We start from the raw sequence: 24,630 nt of genomic DNA, 5'->3' as shown, positions 1-24,630 counted from the left end.
AAAATGTACCTTTAAAGCAACAGTTAAATTACATTTTGATTGATAGGGTAATATGTCATTAAGAAATATGTAAATTAGAGCATACTTATTGCCTTAGCCTATGAAAAAGAATTTATTGTTGTTGTTAAGTTTCTGCTTCAGTGTAACAACAGTTTTGGCACAAGTTACATCTCCACCGGCAAAATCAGATTCTGCAAAGGCTATTGTCCGTATTTGTGCGGTTAACAGGGGGAAAGCATTATCGGTTTTATTCGTAATTAAGTCAAAGAATGGAGAAGTTAGAGTTAAAGGTGGTAACGTGTTGTCAAATATAAATCCACAGGCAATCAAATCTATCAATGTATTAAAAGATAGTACAGCAACCAGAAAATATGGCAATGAAGCCCGTGATGGTGTAGTGGAAGCTGTTATTGATGATGATAAATACCCCGATCTTTATAAACAAATAGAAAAAGAAGTCGCAAAGAAAAACTGATTCCTCTTAATCTTTAATTCTCCTCAGCTGTATTGCATTTAATATCGGCTCACCTTTAATGGGTTTGAAACTGATATTAATGCCATTATTACCGATAACAGTTACCTCTGTTTTCTCTGTTCCGGCCGTAAGTGAGCCATATTTACTTGCCGCATTAAAGGTTGCCAGTAACGGCTTATCATTTGCCGATATGTCAAAAATACGTTCCTGTGATGTTTCCTTATTGGTGGTGTTATCCAGGTTGTAAGCTAATGCTTCTTTGGTTTTGTCTGTCGTAAGTTCGGCGAAATGTAAGGTAATTTCATAACGACCAGCCGGCACGTCGAATCTATAGCCCTGTATGCCTACCTGTTGAGTTTGGTAAATAGGGTCGTCGTTGGTGTTGATGATATTACGGTCGGTACCATAACTCTGGCGACTGTTGCCCTTCATGGCATAAGCTACACCGCCAATACTGCCGAAGCTGCCTGGTTTATAACTCTGATCGGGTTGCCAGATGTTTTGGTTTTGATCGATATAAAAACGTTTAGCTCCTAACAGGATGTTGATGTGTAAATCGGGTTGATTGTCTGCCTGTAATTTAGCAGGGATGAGGTTAAAATTAATGGTTGCTGCATCGGTGCAAGTTTGGTTACCTGCAATGGCTTCTATCTTATTTAACCTATTTTTAAAAGGCACATTGAACACAGTCATGCCATCAATAATATCTTTACTGCCTAAATTGATACCATTGACTTTTAGATTGACTTTCGACGTATTACTAAAAACCGTTACAGCCTGCGTACAAACAGATTGATTTAAACTATCGCTTACACCGGCCCTGATTTGCCATGTTGATATTTTAACAAATGGCTTTTTAGCCAGGTTAGCCTGATAGTAGTAGTAGGTGTCTTTAGGCTTTCTATCCCAGGTCAGCAAACCTTTATTGTTGATGTGGGGCATGGTTTCATCACGGGTTTCGGAGTTGAAATCGGCGAGGTTCCATACGGCAGCACCTGCTACAAATGGGCGTTCTTCAATCGCTTTCAAATATACTTTATGAAAGTCGACAGCATATTCTACGCTTTTATCAAATTTAATAGGCTGGGTAGCGTGGATTCGCGGATCGGCATCTGCACCAAATTCTGAAATGATAACAGGTAAGGCAGGAAAGTCTTTGTGGAAACTGTCCAGGAACTTAGCAAAATCTGAAGTCTGTCCCCCATACCAGCCGCTATATAAATTCCATCCGATGATCTGCGGAATTTGCACCAGGCCAACCGAGCGGTATTTGTTATAATCGCCGTGGCAGGCAATCATGGTATAGCGCGATGGATCTTCTTTGTGGGTTAAGCTATCCAGTGTTTGTGCCAGCTTTTTAATGTTGGCGAAGTATACCTGCTGGCGGGCTTTATCATCACCAAACTTAGGCCTCAACAGCACCTCATTCATATAAGCCCAGATAACTACACTTGGGTGATTGAAGTTCTGACGGATCATCTCCACCTGCATGTTTTTGCAGGTTTCGGTAAAGGCTTCGTTTTCTGTTATGGCATTTATAACCGGAATTTCTACCGAAGCGAGTATCCCCAGCTTATCACATGTTTCTAGGATTTTTGGGTCTTGCGGATAGTGCGACACACGGATAAAATTGCCGCCCATTTGTTTAATTAGTTCGACATCGCGCTCATTATAATTCGAAGGGATAGCATTACCAAAACCTTCAATATCCTGGTGCCTGCTGGTGCCCACTAATTTCAATGGCTTACCGTTCAGGAAGAAACCTTTCTCGCCATCAAATTTAAACCAGCGGAAACCTAACGGATTGGTGATTTCATCTAAAACCGCCCCTGTTTTGGCATCAACCAATTGTGTGCGCACCAGGTATAAATGCGGATCTTCAGGCGACCATAAATGCGGCTTAGCAATAGCCGGAATATTTTGAGTGAAATCAGACGATGTTAAATTGCTTTTTACTTTGGCTACTGTCTTAGCGCCATCAGATATGGTGGTTATTAATGATAGATGGGCTGTTGATCCTTCAATTTGACCGGTAATTTTTACAGAAGCTTTTGATGCAGAAACTTCCGGCGTAGTAATAAAAACACCATTAGCAGCGTGGCTTAAACTGAAATGACTTTTATTGGTAGCCACCAGGTACACATTGCGATAAATACCACCGTAAAAAGTAAAGTCGGCACTTAAGGGAGGGATATTTTCGTTAAAGCTGTTATCAACCTTTACAGCAATTTCATTAGTCTGATTTGCACCGATTTTTAAGTATTGATCGGCCTCTACACAGAAACGGGTATAGCCACCTTTGTGGCTACCGGCTTTATGACCATTAATGTAGACTTCGGTTTCTTGATTCGCACCGTTAAAATAAAGGAACAGGCTTTTGCCTTTATAGCTATCATTCAATGTTAAAGTCTTTCTATACCAACATGCTCCGCGATAATAGCCGGGCGTATCGTCCATCACATCATCCTTGTTCCAGGTGTGGGGCAGGTTGATGTTTTGTAGATGCGTGCTATCCTTATTGAATTTCCAGCCTTTATCCAGATTAATTTGCGTGCGTGATTGTGAGAACGCAGCAGCTTTTATTAAAACAAGTACAGCGAAAAAGAAAAGAACTTTAACCGTTTGGTTTGTCATGGTAGAGGCGGGTAGATTTTATTTTTAACGTTTAGGCTTCTTTCTTACTTCGTTTAATACCAGTTGCCAGTTTAAATATTGCGGGTCTTGGGCTGCTTTTTTAATGGTGCTGATGTAGCTGGGATCGAAATACGAAGCCAGTGATAACAAGTAGATGCCGCTTTTGGGTTCGAACAAAGTACCTGCCTCATAACCTTTTTCGTGGTTCTCGGCACGTTTTTTATCAAATGCTACCGTGCTTTTCACAAACTCGCCGTGCGTTTTTTCGCCGGTCATGTAGGGGATCATAAAGTCTGAACACTTTTTGATGGATGAACCGTTTGGTGTTTGATAATTGAAATAGTTTTTACCTGTTGCGCGGTATAATACGATGCAAGTGCTTAACAGCGGCTCAATATCATAGGTATGATAGTGGAAGGCATCGCGTTCAATAAAATCGTGTGTGGTGCCATCGGCATTCAAGTTTACTGCCAGTTGTTTTTCAAGTTCGGTGGTAATGTAGGTGTCGTATTTGTCGGTATGTAGGGTATAAGCAATCAAGGCAATCATCTTAATCCGGTGAGAGTTCCAGTTGTTGATGGCTGTGCCTTTGCCTGGCTTGGCCGACACGCTGTTTACTTCCGAATCAGCAATGCTATCAAACCATTGGTCTATCAGTGTTTTGTTTTCTGCCGATAGTTCAGCTCTCACCAAATCATAGCCAGTAACCATATCTTCGAGTTTGGTTTCGTCGATTGGGTCGCCGGTGGCTTTGTTGGTTCTGGCCCAGGCAGTCAGGAAATCTGTGGCTTTATCCAGATAATCCTTCTTGCCGCTAATACGATAAGCAAATGCCAGCGCATAAACTTTATAGCAATCCTGTGCTGCTTTTAAGCTTGCAGTTTTAGCCGGGTTGCCTTCGAGTAATCCCTGTGAAGTTATTTTCTCAATTGGGTTCGGTGTTTCTGTGAATGCTTTATCGGCTGCTGATTGTATGGGTTCGTAAACCTTTTTGTAGGCTTCATTTTTGTCGATCGAAACCTTTAATTGTTTTAGTTCGTCTTTATTCAAACTTGCAAATTGCGCTTTTGCACTCATCACAAAAGTCAAAAATCCCACAGCCAGCAGCAGCTTTTTCATTAGCAGAAATTAATAGTTAAACGCTTTTTTAATACCCAGTTCCAAGCCGCGTAATTCGGCTAAACCGCGTAAACGGCCAATGGCAGAATAACCCGGATTGGTTTTCTTATGCAGATCATCCAGCATTTTATGGCCATGATCGGGACGGAAAGGCATACTTAAATCTTCGCGACCGGCTGCTTTACGTTTCTGCTGTTCTTCTAACAAGGCTTTCATTACCGCATACATATCCACATCGCCAGCCAAATGGTCGGCTTCGTGGAAGTTGCCAAACTCATCGCGTTTGGTACTGCGTAAGTGAATGAAATGGATCCGGTCGCCGAGGCGTTGAACCATGCCCGGCAGATCATTATCAGCATTTACACCGAAAGAACCGGTGCAGAATGTTAAGCCGTTATTGCGGCTGTCTACAGCATTATAAATATCTTCAATATCTTTCTCATTGCTCACCACACGTGGTAAACCTAAAATAGGGTAGGGAGGGTCATCCGGGTGGATACACATCACCACACCGGCTTCCTCGGCAGTGGGGATTACCTGTTGTAAAAAATGAGCCAGGTTGGCTTTCAATTCCTGCGGACCAACGTTATTGTACGATGCCAGCACTTTCAGAAACTCTTCCAAAGTATAACCTTCTTCCGATCCTGGTAACCCGGCTATAATATTTTTAACCAAAAGCTTTTTAGCTTCTTCGCTCATGCTGGCATGGCGGGTTTTGGCTTTTTCTATAATTATATCGGTATAGCTTTTCTCCGCATCCGGGCGTTTCAGTATCAGCATATCAAATGCCGCAAACTCAGCCAGATCGAAGTTTAAAGCAGTCGAACCATCAGGCATCGGGTAATCCAGATCGGTACGTGTCCAGTCCAATACGGGCATAAAATTGTAGCATACTATGTTAATGCCGCACTGGCCCAGATTAGCTAAGCTTTGCTTATAGTTATCAATATACAGCTGGTAATTGCCGCTGCGTTTTTTGATATCCTCGTGTACGGGTACACTTTCAACCACACTCCAGGTTAACCCGGCAGCTTCAACAATGGCTTTTCTTTTTTGGATCTCCTCAACCGGCCAAACTTCGCCGTTGGGGATATGGTGCAGGGCTGTAACCACGCCTGTTGCGCCTGCCTGTTTTACATCTGCCAAAGAAACCGGATCATTCGGGCCGTACCAGCGCCAGGTTTGTTCTAAACTCATTTTTGTATTCTGTATTAATGCTTTCGGGGCGAATATATATTACAGCGCGTACTTTTCGCTATCGGTTTGTATAAAGTCCCATCTGCAGGGGCTAAATGAATCAACCAGCATGCCTTCTTCCAAACAAACACAGCCGTGTACAGTGTAAGGCGGCACATAATAACCATCGCCTTTGTTAATTATTTTCTTGGTATCGCCAATGGTCATCTCGAAAGATCCACTTTCTACGTAGCTGGCCTGCGCATGCGGGTGGCTATGTGGTTCCCCCACACCGCCTTTTTCAAACTTTACTTTTACCAGCATCAGTTTATCATCATAGCCTAATACCTGGCGTTGTACACCGGGGCCGGTTATTTCCCAGCCGGCTTGTTGTTCGTTCTGGAATAAATTACTTTGTATCATTTCACTAATTATTTAAAGTGCCGGCGGCGTTAATAACAGGTTTTTTATCGGCTAAATGTTTCTGGCGAAGCAGGGCTTCCAGGTAATAGTAATCAGCATAAATAATTGGCACATCAATCTCGCTTTTAGCAGGTTTGTGGCCGGTACTGTGCAGCAATAAAAAGCCGTGGGCACTATCGGGTTTTGCCTGGTAATGTTCACTCAGGCTTTTAATAATTTTATCAGCATTGGCTTTATAGGTTTTGCCATTGCTGCTGTAAGTGCTCAGCTCAAACAACGCTGAAGCCATAATGCTGGCCGCCGATGCATCGCGCGGAACGTTAGGGATTGCGGTGTCATTGTAATCCCAGTAAGGTACCAAATCCTTAGTCATGTTAGGGTTGCTGAAAATGAACTTGGCAATGTTCTCGGCTTGCTGTAAATAGGCTTTATTGCCGGTTTCGCGATAGCATAAAGTATAGCCATACAATCCCCAGGCTTGTCCGCGCGCCCATGCCGATTCATCTGCAAAGCCCTGGTGGGTTTGCTTGTGCAATACCTTGCCGGTTTCAGGATCATAATCAATTACGTGGTATGAGCTATAATCGGCACGGAAATGATTCTTCATGGTTGTATTGGCATGCGTTACCGCAATCTTATAAAAGCTCGAATCGCCGCTTAGCTTGGTAGCCTCAAACAAAAGTTCGAGGTTCATCATGTTGTCGATAATTACCGGGTATTTCCATTCCCTGCGGTTATCCCACGATTTAATGCAGCCAACTGTCGGGTTGAAGCGCGTACAAAGCGTTTTTGCGGCTTCGATAATTACATCTTTGTAATGGGCATCATGCGTTAAACGGTAGGCATTACCTACACTGCAATAAACCTTAAAGCCCATATCGTGTGTGCCGCCGTTGGTTTTTTCGCCTTCCATTATAGTGGTAAAAGGGATGGCTTTTTCTTTCCATTCCGGCTTGCCGGTAAACTCATATAGATACCATAGTTCGCCTGCAAAAAAGCCGCTGCACCAGTCTTTGCTGTTTACCAGTGCCAGGCTGCCATCAGGGTTAATATTACGGGGCGAAAATACGCCGGGCTTGGTAGCGGTAGCTTTAGCCTGTGCGGTTTCTTTCAGCAATACTTCTGTTTGATGCTGGGCAAAATCAAAAGCTTTATCGATAGATTTCTGTGCAAAAGCACCTAATGCCAGTGTTTGCAGTAATAATGCAGGGATTGCAAATTTAATCTTCATCCGTAAGTCGATTAATTAGCCATGTGAATTTTGATTACCAGTTTCTTCACCACATCGTAGCCATCAACCTTCATGTTAGGCTTGTGTACATCGTTAGGGAAAAACAGGAAAAAAGTACTTGGCTCGGCAGTATGCACTGTGCCGGTTGCACTATAGTTTGCTACATCCTTTGCAGCATCGTAAGGTTTGGTTACGGTTGCTGTGCTTAGTGGAGTAACCTCGATATTCTCTTTACCCTTAATTACATATTGCAGGTCGATGTATTTTTGGTGCGATTCCCAACCTGCTTTAGCAGGTTCTTTTGATGGCGCTTCAGTAATAGATGCATAAGCGTTATCGCCATCAATAGGATATTTACCGGGGGCGATGGTATTGAGATCGGTGTTTTTAAGATAGGTAAAAACGCTATCCCATAAAGCCTTGTGGGCATGGTATTGTTTGTAAAATTCAACCGCATCAACAGATGGGTCTACATTTTGGCTGATGCCGTTATTCCATGTTTTGCTTTGCAGCCATTTTTTAGCTTCCTTCTCATTAGGTTGTTGTGCTAAGGCAATATTTTCTATCATAAAAAAACTAATTGCGAATAAAATTACCGGTAATACTAATCTCGTTTTCATAGGTAAAAGCAGGGTTGGTTAACCGTTTGGTTATGTTTAATAATTGGTTTGTTGTGCCGTTTCCGGATATTACAACGGTCAATATTACGACGTATTCATCTTAAATTAACCAATCCTGCCCTATATTTCTACGCAAACGTTATCGGAAAACAGGGTGTTGTAACCGTTAAAAAGTTTCCGATAACGTTTGCGTAGAAATAACAATCCATTTGTTTTTAATTAAACATTGAGAGTTGTAGAATTGCTAAACCATTATAAAAAGTTAAATCCCTTTAAAGCATATATCCCTTGAAAGTATTACATAGCGTACACCCTGATGATTTTAAAACCTATCAGACCGCGTTGATCCGTGAGCGTTTTCTGGCTGACGGAATTGTACAAGCAGATCAAATCAATTGTGTTTACACCCATTACGACCGTATGATTGTTGGCGGTGTAAACCCGGAGAACAAAACGATTGAACTGGAGAACTACCCAAACCTGCGTGCCGAATACTTTCTGGAGCGCCGCGAAATAGGTATCATTAACGTAGGTAACGGCGCAGGTACAGTTACTGCCGATGGTGTTGCTTACGACTTAAACAAACTGGACTGCCTTTATATTGGTAAAGGAACTAAGCAGGTAACTTTTGCTGCTAAAGATGCTGCGAACCCGCCGGTATTCTTTTTACTATCGGCCCCGGCGCATAAAACCTATCCAACCACTTTAATGACTAACGAACAAGCCGTTAAAGTAAACGCAGGTGATATTACAACTGCCAATCATCGTACCATTAATAAATACATTCATTTAGAAGGTATACAAAGCTGCCAGCTGGTAATGGGCTTAACTATTTTGCATGGCGGCAGTGTTTGGAACACCATGCCACCGCACGTGCACGACAGAAGGATGGAAGCTTACTTCTACTTTGACGTACCGCAAGGCCAGCGTATTTTCCATTACATGGGCGAGGGCACAGAGACCCGTCATATTTTAATGGATAATTACGACGCAGTGGTATCGCCACCGTGGAGCATTCACTCGGGCGTGGGCACAGCAAGCTATAGCTTTATATGGGGCATGGCCGGCGAAAATCTAGATTATACAGATATGGATGCTTTAAGCATCCCGGAAATACGATAAGAACCTAAACCTTATCACTACAAACAAAAAGATTTTAATACGTGGAAAATAACTATTCATTAAAAGGTAAGGTAATTGTTGTTACCGGTGGCACAGGTATACTTGGCAATTCGTTTGTAAATGGCATTGTTGAGGCCGGTGGCGCAGTAGCCATATTGGGCCGTAACAAACAGGTAGCTGAAGAACGTGCTGAAGCTATTAATAAAAACGGTGGCCAGGCTATTGGCGTTGTTGCCGATGTTTTGGACGAAGCTGCCTTGCAGGAAGCAAAAGCTACCATCCTTGCCAAGTTTGGCCGTATCGATGGCTTGGTTAACGCGGCGGGTGGTAATATGCCCGAAGGTGTTTTAGCGCCCGAAGATGATATTTTTAAAATGAACATCGACGGTATGAAACGTGTACTTGATGTAAATCTTTGGGGTACATTAATACCTACACAGGTTTTCGGCGAAGCTATTGCGCAGAGCGGAAAAGGCAGCATCGTTAACATATCATCCATGAACTCTAAGCAAGCCGTTACCAAAGTGCTGGGCTATAATATGGGTAAGGCTGCTGTTGATTGCTATAACCAATGGTTTGCCGTTGAACTGGCTAACCGTTATGGTGATGCCATCCGCATGAATGCATTAGCTCCAGGCTTTTTCTTAACCGAACAAAATAAAAACTTACTGACTACTCCGGATGGCGGTTATACTGCACGCGGCGAATCAGTGATCCGCAAAACACCTTTCAAACGTTTTGGTCGTCCGGATGAATTGATCGGTGCGTTGGTTTGGTTACTGAGTGATGCATCGGCCTTTGTAACAGGTTCGATGGTTTGCATAGATGGTGGGTTCTCAATTTTTAGTGGTGTTTAAATTTAATTACATTTAAACACCAATAAATACTGATTAATAAACATGGGATTACAGGTTGATACTTCCGGTGCGGTTTTAACATTTGGCGAAATGCTGCTCAGGATTTGTCCGGATGGGGATAGTAACTGGCTGAAAGAAAACAACCTGCCGGTTTATGTTGGCGGTGCCGAGCTTAACGTGGCAACTGCGCTGGCCAAATGGGATATCGAATCTAAATACTTTACGGCATTGCCGGCCAATGGCATGTCGGAGCAATTGATCGGGTATCTCAATCAGCGTAATATTGATACTTCAGCCATTTACCATGGCGGCAGCCGTTTGGGCTTGTTCTTTTTAACCAAAGGCAGCGACATGAAGCATGATGCCCTCATCTACGACCGCGCCCACTCAGCTTTTGCTGAACTGAAGCCGGGAATGATTAATTGGGACGAGGCTTTGGCGGGCGTAAGGTGGTTTCACTTTAGTGCCATTTGCCCGGCTTTGACACAGCAAACGGCAGATCTGTGTGAGGAAGCTTTAGAAGCAGCATCGAGATTAGGAATTACCATATCTGTCGATATGAATTACCGCGCCAAATTATGGCAGTACGGTAAAGACCCTAAAGAAATTATGCCGCGGCTGGTTAAATATTGCGACCTAATAATGGGCAATGTTTGGGCATCAGAAAAAATGCTGGGCATACCGGTTACGCCGGATGTGAGCGAATCGGGACAGAAGAGTTTATACCTGAAATCGGCATTGCTGAGTTCGGAAGAGATTATGAAGCAGTATCCAAAATGTAAGGCGGTGGCTAATACCTTTAGGTTTGATGGGGGGAAGGACATCAATTACTACTGCGCATTATACACCGACGGTCATTTATACCACTCGGCCGAATACCAGGCCGATACTATTGTTGATAAAGTAGGCAGCGGTGATTGCTTTATGGCAGGGTTGATCTATGGTTTTTGCAATCAGCTGGCACCATCAGAGGTGCTTGACTTTGCAACTGCAGCCGCTTTCGAAAAATTATTTATCTGGGGCGATGCCACAACCAGCACCGTTCATCAAATTAAAGAAGCTATTAAGTATGAAAACTAAGCAGGATATTTTAGATAGCATTTTAACCCAGGGTATGCTGCCGCTGTTTTATCATAAAAGTGAAGAGGTAAGCATCGAGGTAACCCGTACCCTGTACAAAGCAGGCATCCGCGTTATTGAATATACTAACCGTGGCGAGGCAGCGCTTGATAACTTTAAGGCACTGGTACGCCTGCAACAGGAAGAGTTGCCTGAATTGATCTTAGGTATCGGCACCATAAAAACTGCACAGCAGGCAACAGATTATGTTGATGCCGGGGCGCATTTTTTAATCTCGCCAATAGTTAGTCCAGAGGTTGCCGCAGTAGCTGCTAAAAATGATTTAATGTGGGTTCCCGGTTGTATGACACCGACCGAAATTCACCAGGCGCAGCAATTTGGCGCATTGTTGATTAAAATTTTTCCGGCTAATATTCTGGGGCCAGCGTTTGTGTCATCAATAAAAGAATTATTTCCGGGGCAATTATTTATGCCAACGGGTGGTGTGGAGCTGGAGCACGAAAACATTTCGGGCTGGTTCCATGCAGGTGTGTGCGCAGTTGGGATGGGAAGCAAACTGATCACCAAAAATGTATTGGAATACAAAGAATACGACCAATTATATACAGAAACCTTGCGGGCATTGCAGATAGTGCAAAGCGCAAGATAAACCAACCTAATTAAAATTATGGGAAAAAGTAACGTAGGCAAATACAGATGGGTGATTGCATCTCTTCTGCTGTTTTCTACTACAATCAATTACATGGATCGCCAGGTAATCAGTTACCTGAAAGAGTTCTTCTGTTCGCCGGTTGCTACCGGTGGTTTCGGGTGGACTAATACACAATACGCTAACGTTACCTCCTTTTTCACAGCCTTTTATGCCGGTGTTACCATTGTAGCCGGTTTAGTGATAGATAGAATCGGTACTAAACTGGGTTTAGCATTTTCATTAATTATCTGGTCGGTTTTTGGTATACTGAATGCCTTTGCTGGCGCTACAGTTGCCTTGCACGTGGTAATCCGCAGCTTGTTTGGTTTGGGCGAGGCCGGTAACTTCCCGGCATCTATCAAAACAGTGGCCGAGTGGTTCCCTAAAAAAGAACGTGCACTGGCTACAGGTATCTTCAACAGCGGATCTAATATTGGTGCCATGATTGCCTCTTTGTTTGTGCCCTGGTGTTTGGGTTATTTCGGTACCGAGCATGGATGGAAATATGCCTACATTATTACCGGCGCATCTGGTTTTGTGTGGTTAATCTTTTGGTTCTTATTGTACAATCCACCATCAAAAACAAAAGCTTTATCGCAGGAGGAATACGACTATATCCACAGTGATGACCTGGCTATGCATGTAGCCGGTTCTGAAGATGTGGCAGTGCGCGAGAAAGTCTCATGGGGTAGTTTATTTAAATACAAACAAACCTGGGCATTTTTTACAGGTAAGTTTTTGACTGATGGGATATGGTGGTTCCTGCTTTTCTGGTTGCCCGATTATTTGAAGAAACAATTCGGAATGACGGGCCATGAGGTAATGCTGCCAACTTTTATCGTATACGGTACCGCCATATTCGGCAGTGTGTTCGGTGGTAGTATCCCTATGTTTTTCATCAACAAAGGCATGGAGGTTTACAAAGCAAGGATGACGGCTATGTTGATTATTGCTGTTATACCAATCACGCTTTTATCAACCCAATACTTTGCTAATAAAGATGCATTTGGCAGCAATGCCGTAATATTTGCTGTGGCAGTGATTTGCCTGGGTGCGGCTGCGCATCAGGCATGGTCTGCTAACTTGTTTACTACGGTATCAGATATGTTCCCTAAAAAAGCAGTGGGTTCGGTTACCGGTATTGGCGGCATGGCGGGTGGTATTGGCGGTGTGTTGGTACAACAACTGGCCGGCCACTTAACCGATTTTTATAAAGCAACACCACATATTGCTTATGGTATTATGTTTATGGTTTGCGCCTTCGCATACGTTATTGCATGGACTATTATGAAGACTTTAGTACCGAGATTTAAACAGATTGATTTATAATTCCATAGGCCTGTTTTGCCGCATTTGCTCAAGTTTATTTATATTGGCGGATTGTTTAGGTGAATGCGTCCGCATGAGCCAGGGGGGAGGCCAATATGAATTTTAATGCGATAACAATACGTGACATTGCCAAAGAATTAAATCTTTCTGTTTCAACGGTATCAAAAGCGTTGCGGGATAGTCATGAGATTAGCGAAAAGACCAAGAAATTGGTTATGGAGTATGCCCGCGAGAAAAATTATCGACCTAACCCAATCGCTCAAAGCTTGAAACAAGGCCTCAGCAAATCAATCGGTATTGTTGTTTCTACCATCGAAAACCAGTTTTTTTCGCAGGTAATTAACGGTATCGAATCGGTTGCTTATAAGGAAGGCTACAATGTGATCATCACCCAAACCCATGAGTCGTATGACCTGGAAGTGAAAAACGTTGGGCACTTAACGCACCGTTCTATTGATGGTCTGTTGATCTCGCTTTCTACCGAAACCAAAGACATTGAACACCTGCAAAGGTTGCACAGGCAAGGATTACCCATTGTTTTCTTTGATCGCGTAAGCAACGAGATTGATACCCACAAAGTAATTGCCGATAATTACCGGGGTGGGTATAATGCCACCAAACACCTGATCGAATCGGGATTTGACCGGATAGCGCATATTACCAGCCCCCCAAATATTTCTATCACTAAAGAGCGTTTAGCAGGTTATCACCAGGCATTAGCAGATGCGGGAGTAACTTTGCCTGATAACTACATTAAGTATTGCCCGCACGGTGGCCGCGATATCAGCGAAATTGAGAACGCATTAAACGAACTATTGGCACTGGACCCCAAACCCAATGCTATTTTCACCACATCAGACAGGATCACTACAACCACACTTTTCCTGATCAATAAGATGGGCATAAAGATTCCGGAAGAGATTGCCTTGGCCGGATACACTAACACCACCTTGGCCGATGTTTTAAATCCCCCGCTTACTTCTGTCTATCAACCGGGCTTCGAAATAGGCCAAAAGGCAACCGAGATGCTGATTAGCTTAATTACAAGCAAGCGCCCGGTTACCGAATTTCAAACGGCGGTATTGCCTACGCAATTATTCGTGCGTAAGTCTTCAATCAAAAAATCATAACAAACAGAACGCTTCATTACGTATCTCTCAATATACTTAGTGTGTTGAGAGAAAACTAATTTTTGGTGCATGAAACGGTTTAATACTATTCATTTTAGTTGAGCTGTTGCGAAAACGATTTCGTAAATAAATAAGTCAAAACTCTTCAAATCCTTATCTAATCAGGTATTTTTGATAAGTGCAGATGATCTAACACCAATAGTACCAATTGTAAACGCTGCACTCTCTTTTATTAATTTGTGATTTAAATGATACGTAAACTAATCTTTAGTACGCTCTTCGTGTTGTTAATTGTTTGTCGCGCAACATTTGCCCAAACAGTTACACTTGATTATTATTTCAACCATGAAACGCATATTAAAGATGGTGCGCCTCAAAGATTTCACTACTTGTGGGATGATAAAGCCAATACCGGCTTTTCTATCTGGGGTGATATTTTTAAACAACAAGGTGCTGTATTAGATACCTTGGGTAATGCGCCAACAGTGGCTAATTTGAAAGGTTCAAGCGTTTATATTATTGTTGATCCCGACACTAAGAAGGAAAATCCAAAGCCGAATTATATCCGTAGCGAAGATGCAGATCAGATAGCAGAGTGGGTAAAAGCTGGTGGCGTACTGGTTTTAATGGCCAACGATAGCGCCAATGTAGAGCTGCCTCACTTTAATATTTTAGCCGGCCGTTTCGGGATGCATTTTAATAACGATTTGCAAAATCATGTAATAGACGATGCCCACTTTGCAGATGGCGCAGTGGAGATGGTTAACAACCCTATATTCAAGACTACTAAGAAAGCTTTTCTGAAAGATGTATGCAGTATTGAATTGAAAGGTAAAGCAAAGCCTGCTTTTAAAGCTGCAAATGGCGCTGTAATTGCCGCCACTGTACAATACGGCAAAGGAATAGTGTTTGCCGTAGGCGACCCCTGGTTATATAACGAATACGTGAACGGCCGTTTACCTGCCGGCTATGATAATGATAATGCCGCCCGTGATTTGGCCAAATGGCTATTGGCGCAGGCCAACAGTAAGAAGACTAATCAATAAACCTCAAATAGTTTACTAAATTTTTAATGGATGGAAGAGTAAAGAAAGACTAATCATTAAACCGGGGTGCTGGCACATGCCCGATTTATAAAAGTCCCGCTCATTACCAAAAAATGAACAACGCGAGTTGTATGGGAACCTTTTTGTCAAAAAAATTAAAAAGTTTATTCAAAACAGCATATAATATGAAGAGAAGACCTTTACATTTAGATATACTTAAGCGTACTATTTTACCGGCTGTGCTCATACTGGGCAGTGTTTCGGTAGGTAACGCTAAAGCGCATCATGCATTAGCAAGTGTGGCATATAAAGCTGCGCCCTCGCTAAACAAAGCAGCAGCGCCAATAAAAGTAACCGGTGTAGTAACCGACGATAAAAACCTGCCCTTACCAGGTGCAAACGTAATTATTAAAGGTACCAAGCAGGGTACAACAACTGATGTTAGCGGCCGCTATACCATTACTGCCGATGAGGGTGCCACGCTGGTGATCTCATCTGTAGGTTATGATCCTAAAGAGATTCCATTGCAAGGGCGTACCAAATTGGATGTACAATTATTAACCAACGCCAAAAGCCTTAACGAGGTTGTGGTAGTTGGTTACGGTACCCAAAAGAAACGCGATGTAACCGGCTCGGTAGGTTCGGTAGCATTAACCAACGTTGCTAAAACGCCGGTTTTTGGTACAGCACAATTACTACAGGGCCAGGTGAGCGGCGTGCAGGTAACGCAATCTAACTCGCAACCGGGCGCATCGTTTACTGTGCGGATCCGTGGTACAAACTCTATCAACTTCAGCAGTGATCCATTGTACGTAGTTGATGGTTTTGCAGGTGCAGATATTACCGCTTTAAATCCCAACGATATTGCTTCGATGGACGTGCTAAAAGATGCATCATCAACAGCTATATACGGTAACCGTGGTGCCAATGGTGTGGTAATTATAACCACTAAATCAGGCTCGGTAGGCCGTAAAACTGTATCGGCTGATGTTTACTCAGGCTTTCAGCAAGTAGGCAAAACATTGGATATGATGAATGCCCAGCAGTTTGCTACTTACCTGAACAGGGTAACGGCTATTATTACGCCTGCTGCAGCCTTACCATTTACACAAGATCAGATCAATAATTTGGGCGAAGGTACCAACTGGCAAAAAGAACTATTCAGAACTGCACCGGTAACCAATGCCAACCTTTCTATCACAGGAGGTAGTGAGGATACCAAATTTTTGGTAAGCGGTAGTTTCTTCGATCAGCAGGGTATCATCATTAACTCGGGTTACAAACGTGGTACCTTAAGATTTAATCTTACCCACAATGTGAGCAGTAAAATTCACTTTGGTATGAACTCACAGGTGTCTTATGATCAGCAAAATCTGGCTAACGTAAATACTACAGGTGGTAGTACAGGTGGTACATTGTTAGATGCATTACGTGCCAGCCCAACCGTACCTGTTTATGATGCAACTGGTGCCTATACTTTCCAAAACGGACCAACAGGTTATACAACGGTATTAGGTAACCCGGTTGCTGCAGCACGTTTAAATACAGATGTTGCAACCAATATGCGTATCTTCTTTAACGGTTATGGCGATTACGACATTATGAAAGGCCTTAAGCTGAAAATAAGCATCGGTACAGATGATAAGTACAACCACGAAAAAATCTTCAGACCGAGCACTACTTATTTAGGTGCACAGAGTGGTGGCTATGCCCAAATCATCAACCCAGAAAACTTTAACTGGTTAAATGAAAACACGCTGAGTTATAATACAGTGATCAATAAAATTCACTCTATCAGCGCGGTGGCCGGTTTTACTTATCAGGAGTTTAAGTACAATACAAGCAGTGCTATTGCCCAGCAGTTAACTACTAATAACCTGGGTACAGATAACCTTTCGGTAGGTTCGAGCTTGTCTTCATCATCAAGTGCTAATAAAAATACACTGGCTTCATTTATCGGTCGTGTAAACTATAGTTTGATGGATAAATACTTGTTAACGGCATCTATCCGTCGTGATGGTTCGTCAGAACTGGGTGACTCTCACAAATGGGGAACATTCCCATCTGGTGCTGTGGCATGGCGCATCTCTAATGAAGATTTCCTGAAAGACGTTCACGCGATCAGTGATTTGAAATTACGCGGTGGTTATGGCGAAACCGGTAACTCAAACATCGGCCCGTATAATTCATTATCGCAATATTCTTTCAATAGCTATGTGCTTAACGGTGTGCGTGTGGTTGGTACCTCACCAAACAACATTGGTAATGCTAACCTGCAATGGGAATCAACCAAATCATACAACATTGGTGTTGATTTGGGCTTATTCCAAAACCGCATCACCTTTAACGCCGATTACTACGATAAAAAAACTTCAGAACTGTTGTTCTACCGTACTATCCCGTCAACTTCTGGGTTTAACACAGCTTTGGGTAATTTACCGGGTAACAACATCGAGAATAAAGGTTTCGAGTTTAACTTAAATACGGTTAACATCACCAGCAAAAACGTTAAGTGGACTACCAATTTTAACTTCTCGCGTAACATGAACAAGGTGCTTAACCTTGGCGGCATCCCTTACCAGTTAACCGGTAACGTAAGCTCGAGCTTATATCCTGGTGGTAACAGCGCAGGTATTTTGCAGGTGGGTAAACCAATCGGTTCATTCTACGGCTATGTGTTTGATGGTATATGGCAAAGCCAGGCCGAGATTACAGCAAGTGGTATAACAACACCTGTAAAACCGGGCGATCCTAAATACAAAGACCTGAATGGCGACCATTTGATCAACGGATCCGACCGTACTATTATTGGCCAGGCAGTGCCTAAATTTAGCTATGGCTTTAACTCAAACCTAACCGTTGGCCGCTTTAACCTGTTTGTATTAATACAAGGCGTTTACGGTAACCAGATTATGAATGAGAACTTAATTGAAGGCGAAAACGGTACTGTAGCTGATAATAAACTGGCTTATGTATTGACAGATAGCTGGAACGGACCAGGTACAAGCAATACCCTACCAAGTGTAGGTAGTACCCTGCGCCGCAGCTTAGGCCCAACCAGCGATATTTTGGAGAGCGGCAGTTACCTGCGTTTCAAAACCATTACACTGACTTATGATTTGCCTTTATCGAAACTTACACCGGTGTTTAGAACAGCAAGTATTTATGCAACAGGCCAAAACTTGTTTACCATAACCAAATACAAAGGTTACGATCCGGAGGTTAACTCTTATTCAAATTCGAGCGGTAACTATACTTCATTGGGTACAGATTATAACCCATATCCAAACATCAAAACATACACTTTGGGCGTAAGACTTGGTTTTTAATCAATTAAGAAAAACAACATGAAAAAGAGATATATATTATTTGCTTTAGCTGGTCTGGTACTGGCATCATGCAAAAAGCAGTTAGAAGAAAAGCCATACAGTATTTTAACCAATACTAACTTTTATACCAACGCAACAGATGCACAAGCTGCTATAAACGGTGTGCTTAGCCAGTTGCAGCCGCAGGCTTACTATCAGCGTACTATTTACATTATGACAGAGCTTTCGGGCGATTGCCTGGTGCCGCTGCTTACGCAAAATCAGGAACGTATTGATATGTACAAGCTTACCTACGGGCCAACCAATATTGAAATTACCAACTGGTGGCAAAATAGTTATAAACTGATAAGCCGTGCCAATGATGTGATTGCCAATGTGCCTAAAATTAATATGGATGTTACTGCCAGAAACAATATTGTTGGTAATGCCATGTTTTTACGTGGTATGGCTTACTTTGACCTGGTACGCTCATTTGGTGATGTACCTTTAATTACTGCACCAATTGTAAGCACATCAGACCCTAATTTATTACCTGCGCGTGCAGCTTCAAGTGCGGTTTATGCACAGGTGATCAGCGATTTAAAATATGCTGAAGCCAATTGCTTAACAGAAGATAAAATTACCTCTGCCAATAAAGGGATGGTTTCATCAGCTGCAGCTTCTGGTATGTTAGCAAGAGTATACCTGCAACGTGCAAGTACTAAATTTGCTGATGCCAACGATAACCAAAATGCTTTGGCAGAGTGTAACAAGGTAATTAATGCCGGTACATACAAACTAATGGCCGATTATACCGATGTGTTTAACTGGGATAAAAAATACTATCCAACTCAAACAGAGAATATCTTCTCGGTACAATTTGGTAACAACAGTACAAGCACTACACAAAACATTACCATCCGTATGTTTTCGCCTGCCGGCTTAGGTGGTTCGGGTTCGTTTACTGCTAATCCATGGTTGTTTAATAGCGCCTATTTTGGCCCGGATAAAAGAAAGGCCTGGAATGTTTCTAACAAAGTAGGTACAACTACGGTTACGCCATACATCTACAAATACCGCGATCCGCAGTGGGTATCGGGTTCAAACAACTCACGCATGAACTGGATTGTGTTGCGTTATGCCGATATATTAATGATGCAATCCGAAGCGATGAACAACATTAACCCGGGTGATCCTACCAAGTTTGATGGCTTAAATGCGGTTAGGGACCGTGCCGGGATGAATGCTTATCATCTTACTTTAGCTAATACGCCAACTGCAAGTGCATTTATTGATACTTTGGCAAAAGACCGTGCACGCGAACTTTGTGTAGAAGGCCACCGCCGTTGGGACTTATTGAGATGGGGTAAATTTAAATCGGTAATTCAGGCGGTTAATGGTTTCACAGCACAGGATTATCAATTATTACTGCCGCTTCCACAAACTGAGATGGATGCGAACCCTAATTTAAAACCACAAAATCCAGGATATTAATAATATATGCCGATGCTAAGAAATTTTGCACGAGCATTGATTTTGAGTTTAGTTTTTATTACTACCGGCTTTGCGCAAGGCAAAGCCGGTAATTTTAGTTTTATACTACTCGATGGACAGGTGCTCAATAAGCTGAATAATAATTACCACGAACGCGATACCGCCGCTGTAAAAGAAGTAAACAGGCTTATTCGCGAAGCAGATAGTCTGTTAAAAGCAGGCCCGTATTCGGTTACTTTCGAGAAAACTAAACTCGCGCCAAGTGGCAATAAGCACGATTATGTGAGCCAGGCGCCATACTGGTGGGCTGATTCATCAAAAGCAAACGGCAAACCTTATATCCGCAAGGATGGCCGCCGTAACCCTGAGATTTATTTATTGCATGATGCCAGCCAGATGGGTAAAATGAGCAGCAGTGTTAAACACTTAGCGCTGGCATATTACTTTACAGGTAACCAACAATATGCCGAAAAAGCGCGTCAACTTTTAAAAGTTTGGTTTATAGATGCCGATACCCGCATGAACCCGAATTTAAATTATGCCCAATATATTCCGGGAATAAACGATGGAAGGGGAATAGGCATTATTGAAACTGTAGGCCTAACCAGCGTTCCTGATGCTATTACCCTTTTACAAACCAGTAAGTATTTCGATGCTGCTTTTATAGCAGGTATCAAACAATGGTACAGAGCGTATGCCAACTGGTTGCTTACCAGTAAGAACGGTAAGGCCGAACGTTCGCAAATTAACAACCACGGCACCAATTACGATATGCAGCTGGCCAATTTTGCCTTATTCATTGGTAATAAGATACTGGCCATTAAGGTGATTCGGGAGTTTACCATCCCGCGTATCGACCAGCAATTTACTACCGATGGTATGCAACCTTTGGAACTGGTGCGTACCAAATCATGGGATTACAATACCATGAATCTCAATGCCTGGTGCAAGCTGGCCGTGATTGCCGATCATCTGAACATCGATCTATGGCATGAGCAAACGTTGGATGGCAAAGGAATTAAAGGCGCTATTCAATTTTTATTGCCTTACGCTTTGGGGCAAAAACAATGGACTTACCCCGAGATCGGCAAGTTTGACTATGGCAATATGAAACACATTGTACATGCTGCTAAGGATAAATATCCCGATGTTTCTTTTAAAGAATTTTACAACAAATTTCCGGCTGATAGCCAGTTACAATTGCTCAATTAATCTCTACTACCTATGTTAACTATAAAAAGGGCAAGTTTATTTTTATTGATCCTGATAATGTGTTGCGGAAGCTCAACCTTCGCGCAGCAAAAAACGCGTTTAAATAATAACTGGGAGTTTTTAAAGCAGGATCTCGGCGGCATTTGGGAAGCAGTTCGCCCGGTAACTGCAGGCAACCCCGAAAGCTTACCGATATGGAGCAACGTAACCCTGCCGCATTGCTTCAACGCCCGCGATGCCGTTGACCCCGATGTAAACTATTACCAGGGTCCGGGATGGTATCGTACTAAACTGGATATTAATAACCCTTATCCAAACGGTAGAACCATTCTACATTTCGAAGGTGCTGGTCAGCGTACCGAGGTTTATGTATATACAACCAAAGTTGGCTCACATTTGGGTGGCTACGATGAATGGTCGGTTGATATAACCACGGCAGTTGAAGATTTTAAAAAGACCGATGCCTTCAAAAAGCAATTCAAAGGTAAAATCCCGTTAGAGATCCGCTGCGATAACTCGCGCGATCTGGAAACGATCCCTTCGCAATTATCAGATTTTAATGTGTATGGTGGACTATATCGTTACCTGAATTTGGTTTATCAACCACAGGTAGGCATCGATAAATTATATGCCAATGCCAGCGTGGATACGATAACCAAGTCATGTTGGGTTAATGCGCAGATCAGCCTTTATAATCCCGATAATATTAAACAAGTTAACGGCGAACTAAAGGTAAAAGATGCTACTGGCAAAGTAGTTTTAAAAGCGCCATATTCATCAAATGATGTTAGTGATAAAGCCTTTTCGATAGCCAAACTAAAAATCAGCAAGCCTCATTTATGGACACCTGATGATCCTTATTTGTATACAATCGAAGTAACAGCTTCGGCTAACGGACAAACTTTTACGCAGACCGAAAAGATCGGTTTCCGCAGTTTCTTATTTGCGGATAAAGGCCCGTTTTATCTAAATGGTAAACGTTTGTTATTACAGGGCACCCATCGTCACGAAGACCACGCCGGTGTAGCCGCTGCTATGACCGATAGTATGATGCACCAGGAAATGCAGCTGATGAAAGATATGGGCGTTAACTTTATCCGCCTCGGCCATTACCAGCAATCGCGTATTATTTTAAACCTGTGTGATAGTTTGGGTATTTTAGTTTGGGAAGAAGAGCCCTGGTGCCGTGGCGGTTTAGGCGGCGATCAGTATAAAAATCAGGCGCGCAGCATGCTCACCAATATGATTCAGCAACACTATAATCACCCGTCTATTATTTTATGGGGATTAGGTAATGAGAACGATTGGGAAGGTGATTTTCCTGAATATGATAAGGCCAAGATCCACGCTTTTATGAGCGAGCAGAACGACCTGGCCCACAAGCTCGATCCGTCGCGTAAAACCACACTACGCCGTTGCGATTTTTGTAAGGATATTCCGGATGTGTATTCGCCATCTATCTGGGCTGGCTGGTACCGGGGCGTATATACTGAGTACAAAAAGGCTACTGAAGATGAGTTTAATAAAGTGCCGCACTTTTTCCACGCGGAATGGGGGGGAGATAGCCACGCGCTTCGCCATTCTGAAAACCCGGACAACGCTTTAGCTAAAATTAAAACAGGCACAGGCACCGACGAACGCTCTGGTGATGCTTCACTGATTGGCGGTGCAGCCCGTGTATCAAAAGATGGCGATTGGAGCGAAAGTTATATCTGTAACCTGTTCGACTGGCACCTGAAAGAGCAGGAAACGATGCCCTGGTTAACAGGCTCAGCTTTTTGGGTGTTTAAAGATTTCTCTACGCCCATCCGCCCCGATAACCCGGTCCCTTACATGAACCAAAAGGGTGTGGTAGAGCGCGATTTTACGAAGAAAGAAGCCTATTACGTTTTTCAATCTTACTGGACTAAAAAGCCGATGGCGCACATTTACGGCCATACCTGGCCAATTCGCTGGGGTGATGAAGGTGAGCAGAAAATGGTAAAAGTATACTCTAATGCCGATAATGCCGAGCTGTTTGTAAACGGCAAAAGTTATGGCGTAAAGAAACGTAATAGTCAGGATTTTCCGGCGGCAGGTTTGCGCTGGTTAGTGGTATTTAATAAAGGCAAAAACGATATTAAGGTAGTTGCCCACAAAGGCAAGGTGACGGTTACTGATATCATCAGCCAGATCTACCAAACCGAGAAATGGGAGAAACCAGCCAAACTGGTGCTCACCAAAATTGCTGATAAAAATGGCATAGCTACCGTTCAGGTAACCTTGTTGGATAGCAAGGGCGTGCAATGCCTCGATGCCATTAACTGGATCAATTTCTCCTTAACCGGCGACGGTATTTTGCTGGATGATTTAGGTACATCGAGCGGTTCCCGCAAGGTAGAGGCTTACAACGGCCGGGCAATTATCAGCATAAAAACAAATGGAGGTTACAGTATGATTGGCGTACAATCGCCTGGATTGAAAACGGTATTTTTAAATTTATAAGCGATGAAACTTAGATTATCCATCATATTGTTGAGCACAGTTTTACTGCTGAATAGTTTTACTACAGATCAATCAGTTAAGCAGCAGGCAACTGAAACTTTAAAGCCTTACATTTTAAAAGAAGCAGCCTGGGCTATGCTGCAACAGCCAATTACGGTTACTGCCGAAACCAGCCCGCGCAGCAGCGGCGGCAAGCACGATTTTTATTCGGAAGGTGATTATTGGTGGCCTAATCCAACTGATCCAAATGGACCGTATATTCAAAAAGATGGCTTGACCAACCCGCAGAATTTTGTGGCGCATCGGTTGGCGATGATTAGGTTTAGCCGGATTATTGGCGCTTTAGCATCAGCCTACAAAATTACACATGATGAAAAATATGTAAAGCAAGCCGTAGTGCATCTCAAAGCCTGGTTTATCGATCCAGAAACTTTAATGAACCCTAACTTACAATATGCGCAAGCCATAAAAGGCGTGGCAACAGGCAGAGGAATTGGTATTATTGATACCATCCAGTTGATGGAAGTTGTGCAGGGTATAGAGGCAATGGAAAATTCATCTTCGTTAAATAAGGAAACACTGGCAGGTATTAAATCATGGTTCAGCCAATATCTAACCTGGTTAACTACTCACCCATACGGCAAGGATGAAATGAATGCCAAGAACAACCACGGTACTTGCTGGACGATGCAGACTGCCTGTTTCGCCAAATTTACCGGCAACCAGGAGTTGATGAAGTTTTGTTCAGATCGGTATAAAGAAGTGCTGTTACCAACCCAAATGGCTACAGATGGCAGCTTTCCATTGGAATTAAAACGTACCAAGCCTTATGGTTATTCGATCTTTAATTTGGATGCTATGACAACGATTTGCCAAATCTTAAGTACCAAAGACAACGATCTGTGGAACTACCAAACTACCGATGGTAAATCAATCAAAAAAGGGGTTGAGTTTTTGTATCCATACCTGAAAGATAAAAATAGCTGGCCTTACCCGCACGACGTAATGCATTGGGAAAGCTGGCCAACAGCGCAGCCATCATTGATTTTTGGTGCAGCGGCTTATCAGAACCAGCAATGGTTATTAACCTGGAAAACTTTAGACCATGACCCGCAGGATGAGGAGATTATCCGTAACCTCCCTGTTCGGCATCCGTTGATTTGGTTGAATTAGTGATTTCGGCCAACAAATAAATGTTT

The 24,630-nt window shown here is 42.9% G+C and carries 19 protein-coding genes; 13 read left to right on the top strand and 6 right to left on the bottom strand.

From position 1 onward, the window contains the following. Window positions 1–100: 100 nt before the first annotated feature. A complete protein-coding gene (locus PQO05_RS20670) occupies window positions 101–475 on the top strand; it encodes a hypothetical protein (RefSeq protein ID WP_273629348.1) in 375 nt (124 codons plus the stop codon). A 6-nt stretch (window positions 476–481) separates the two neighbouring features. Here PQO05_RS20670 and PQO05_RS20665 read toward each other — a convergent pair whose 3' ends face one another. From PQO05_RS20665 to PQO05_RS20640, 6 genes are read right to left on the bottom strand one after another with little or no spacing between them, the layout of a single operon-like run. Next, window positions 482–3,109 carry a glycoside hydrolase family 2 TIM barrel-domain containing protein gene (locus PQO05_RS20665; protein WP_273629346.1) on the bottom strand — a complete coding sequence of 876 codons (2,628 nt, stop codon included), beginning with the start codon at window positions 3,107–3,109 and terminating at the stop codon, window positions 482–484. A gap of 24 nt (window positions 3,110–3,133) precedes the next feature. Then, window positions 3,134–4,228, bottom strand: coding sequence for an alginate lyase family protein (locus PQO05_RS20660; protein WP_273629345.1), 1,095 nt, complete (start codon window positions 4,226–4,228; stop codon window positions 3,134–3,136). Window positions 4,229–4,237: 9 nt separating this feature from the next. Then, complete coding sequence (gene uxuA, locus PQO05_RS20655; protein ID WP_273629344.1) at window positions 4,238–5,425, bottom strand: mannonate dehydratase; 1,188 nt, start codon at window positions 5,423–5,425, stop codon at window positions 4,238–4,240. A 39-nt stretch (window positions 5,426–5,464) separates the two neighbouring features. Further along, complete coding sequence (locus tag PQO05_RS20650; RefSeq protein ID WP_273629343.1) at window positions 5,465–5,827, bottom strand: cupin domain-containing protein; 363 nt, start codon at window positions 5,825–5,827, stop codon at window positions 5,465–5,467. A gap of 4 nt (window positions 5,828–5,831) precedes the next feature. After that, window positions 5,832–7,058 (bottom strand): glycoside hydrolase family 88 protein, encoded by a 1,227-nt coding sequence (locus PQO05_RS20645; RefSeq protein WP_273629342.1) that lies wholly within the window; start codon window positions 7,056–7,058, stop codon window positions 5,832–5,834. A gap of 11 nt (window positions 7,059–7,069) precedes the next feature. After that, window positions 7,070–7,678: a NanQ anomerase/TabA/YiaL family protein gene (locus tag PQO05_RS20640; protein ID WP_273629341.1), complete on the bottom strand. Its 609-nt coding sequence runs from the start codon at window positions 7,676–7,678 to the stop codon at window positions 7,070–7,072. Between the two features lie 288 nt (window positions 7,679–7,966). Here PQO05_RS20640 and kduI point away from each other — a divergent pair, with 288 nt between their 5' ends. From kduI to PQO05_RS20580, 12 genes are all read left to right on the top strand, one after another. Further along, a complete protein-coding gene (kduI, locus tag PQO05_RS20635; RefSeq protein WP_273629340.1) occupies window positions 7,967–8,800 on the top strand; it encodes a 5-dehydro-4-deoxy-D-glucuronate isomerase in 834 nt (277 codons plus the stop codon). A gap of 41 nt (window positions 8,801–8,841) precedes the next feature. Next, window positions 8,842–9,657 (top strand): SDR family oxidoreductase, encoded by an 816-nt coding sequence (locus PQO05_RS20630; RefSeq protein WP_273629339.1) that lies wholly within the window; start codon window positions 8,842–8,844, stop codon window positions 9,655–9,657. A 42-nt stretch (window positions 9,658–9,699) separates the two neighbouring features. Beyond that, window positions 9,700–10,737 carry a sugar kinase gene (locus PQO05_RS20625; protein WP_273629338.1) on the top strand — a complete coding sequence of 346 codons (1,038 nt, stop codon included), beginning with the start codon at window positions 9,700–9,702 and terminating at the stop codon, window positions 10,735–10,737. Next, a complete protein-coding gene (locus tag PQO05_RS20620) occupies window positions 10,727–11,386 on the top strand; it encodes a beta/alpha barrel domain-containing protein (RefSeq protein WP_273629337.1) in 660 nt (219 codons plus the stop codon). Before PQO05_RS20625 ends, PQO05_RS20620 begins: the two co-directional genes overlap by 11 nt. Before the next feature lie 18 nt (window positions 11,387–11,404). Continuing rightward, window positions 11,405–12,757, top strand: a complete 1,353-nt coding sequence (locus PQO05_RS20615; protein WP_273629336.1) for an MFS transporter — start codon at window positions 11,405–11,407, stop codon at window positions 12,755–12,757. A 95-nt stretch (window positions 12,758–12,852) separates the two neighbouring features. Then, window positions 12,853–13,887: a LacI family DNA-binding transcriptional regulator gene (locus PQO05_RS20610; RefSeq protein ID WP_273629335.1), complete on the top strand. Its 1,035-nt coding sequence runs from the start codon at window positions 12,853–12,855 to the stop codon at window positions 13,885–13,887. A 248-nt stretch (window positions 13,888–14,135) separates the two neighbouring features. Continuing rightward, a complete protein-coding gene (locus PQO05_RS20605) occupies window positions 14,136–14,933 on the top strand; it encodes a DUF4350 domain-containing protein (RefSeq protein ID WP_273629334.1) in 798 nt (265 codons plus the stop codon). Between the two features lie 185 nt (window positions 14,934–15,118). Next, window positions 15,119–18,262, top strand: a complete 3,144-nt coding sequence (locus PQO05_RS20600) for a SusC/RagA family TonB-linked outer membrane protein (RefSeq protein WP_273629333.1) — start codon at window positions 15,119–15,121, stop codon at window positions 18,260–18,262. Between the two features lie 18 nt (window positions 18,263–18,280). Further along, entirely contained in the window at window positions 18,281–19,735 is a 1,455-nt protein-coding gene (locus PQO05_RS20595) for a RagB/SusD family nutrient uptake outer membrane protein (RefSeq protein WP_273629332.1), read from the top strand. A gap of 42 nt (window positions 19,736–19,777) precedes the next feature. Continuing rightward, entirely contained in the window at window positions 19,778–20,947 is a 1,170-nt protein-coding gene (locus tag PQO05_RS20590) for an alginate lyase family protein (RefSeq protein ID WP_273629331.1), read from the top strand. 12 nt (window positions 20,948–20,959) lie between these two features. Next, the gene (locus PQO05_RS20585; RefSeq protein ID WP_420490364.1) at window positions 20,960–23,431 is read left to right on the top strand and encodes a glycoside hydrolase family 2 protein; all 2,472 of its coding nucleotides are present in this window, start codon (window positions 20,960–20,962) and stop codon (window positions 23,429–23,431) included. A 3-nt stretch (window positions 23,432–23,434) separates the two neighbouring features. Then, window positions 23,435–24,604 (top strand): alginate lyase family protein, encoded by a 1,170-nt coding sequence (locus PQO05_RS20580; protein WP_273629330.1) that lies wholly within the window; start codon window positions 23,435–23,437, stop codon window positions 24,602–24,604. Window positions 24,605–24,630 lie beyond the last annotated feature (26 nt).

Origin of the sequence: Mucilaginibacter jinjuensis, from assembly GCF_028596025.1 — a bacterium.
Taxonomy (GTDB): domain Bacteria; phylum Bacteroidota; class Bacteroidia; order Sphingobacteriales; family Sphingobacteriaceae; genus Mucilaginibacter; species Mucilaginibacter jinjuensis.
This window is presented reverse-complemented; position numbering and strand designations above follow the sequence as displayed.

Coding starts and splice junctions, on each gene's coding strand:
- PQO05_RS20595 (WP_273629332.1), top strand. CDS start 18,281: ATGAAAAAGAGATATATATTATTTGCTTTAGCTGGTCTGGTACTGGCA.
- PQO05_RS20605 (WP_273629334.1), top strand. CDS start 14,136: ATGATACGTAAACTAATCTTTAGTACGCTCTTCGTGTTGTTAATTGTT.
- PQO05_RS20610 (WP_273629335.1), top strand. CDS start 12,853: ATGAATTTTAATGCGATAACAATACGTGACATTGCCAAAGAATTAAAT.
- PQO05_RS20645 (WP_273629342.1), bottom strand. CDS start 7,058: ATGAAGATTAAATTTGCAATCCCTGCATTATTACTGCAAACACTGGCA.
- PQO05_RS20620 (WP_273629337.1), top strand. CDS start 10,727: ATGAAAACTAAGCAGGATATTTTAGATAGCATTTTAACCCAGGGTATG.
- PQO05_RS20660 (WP_273629345.1), bottom strand. CDS start 4,228: ATGAAAAAGCTGCTGCTGGCTGTGGGATTTTTGACTTTTGTGATGAGT.
- PQO05_RS20670 (WP_273629348.1), top strand. CDS start 101: ATGAAAAAGAATTTATTGTTGTTGTTAAGTTTCTGCTTCAGTGTAACA.
- PQO05_RS20650 (WP_273629343.1), bottom strand. CDS start 5,827: ATGATACAAAGTAATTTATTCCAGAACGAACAACAAGCCGGCTGGGAA.
- PQO05_RS20615 (WP_273629336.1), top strand. CDS start 11,405: ATGGGAAAAAGTAACGTAGGCAAATACAGATGGGTGATTGCATCTCTT.
- uxuA (WP_273629344.1), bottom strand. CDS start 5,425: ATGAGTTTAGAACAAACCTGGCGCTGGTACGGCCCGAATGATCCGGTT.
- PQO05_RS20585 (WP_420490364.1), top strand. CDS start 20,960: ATGTTAACTATAAAAAGGGCAAGTTTATTTTTATTGATCCTGATAATG.
- PQO05_RS20625 (WP_273629338.1), top strand. CDS start 9,700: ATGGGATTACAGGTTGATACTTCCGGTGCGGTTTTAACATTTGGCGAA.
- PQO05_RS20665 (WP_273629346.1), bottom strand. CDS start 3,109: ATGACAAACCAAACGGTTAAAGTTCTTTTCTTTTTCGCTGTACTTGTT.
- PQO05_RS20580 (WP_273629330.1), top strand. CDS start 23,435: ATGAAACTTAGATTATCCATCATATTGTTGAGCACAGTTTTACTGCTG.
- PQO05_RS20600 (WP_273629333.1), top strand. CDS start 15,119: ATGAAGAGAAGACCTTTACATTTAGATATACTTAAGCGTACTATTTTA.
- PQO05_RS20640 (WP_273629341.1), bottom strand. CDS start 7,678: ATGAAAACGAGATTAGTATTACCGGTAATTTTATTCGCAATTAGTTTT.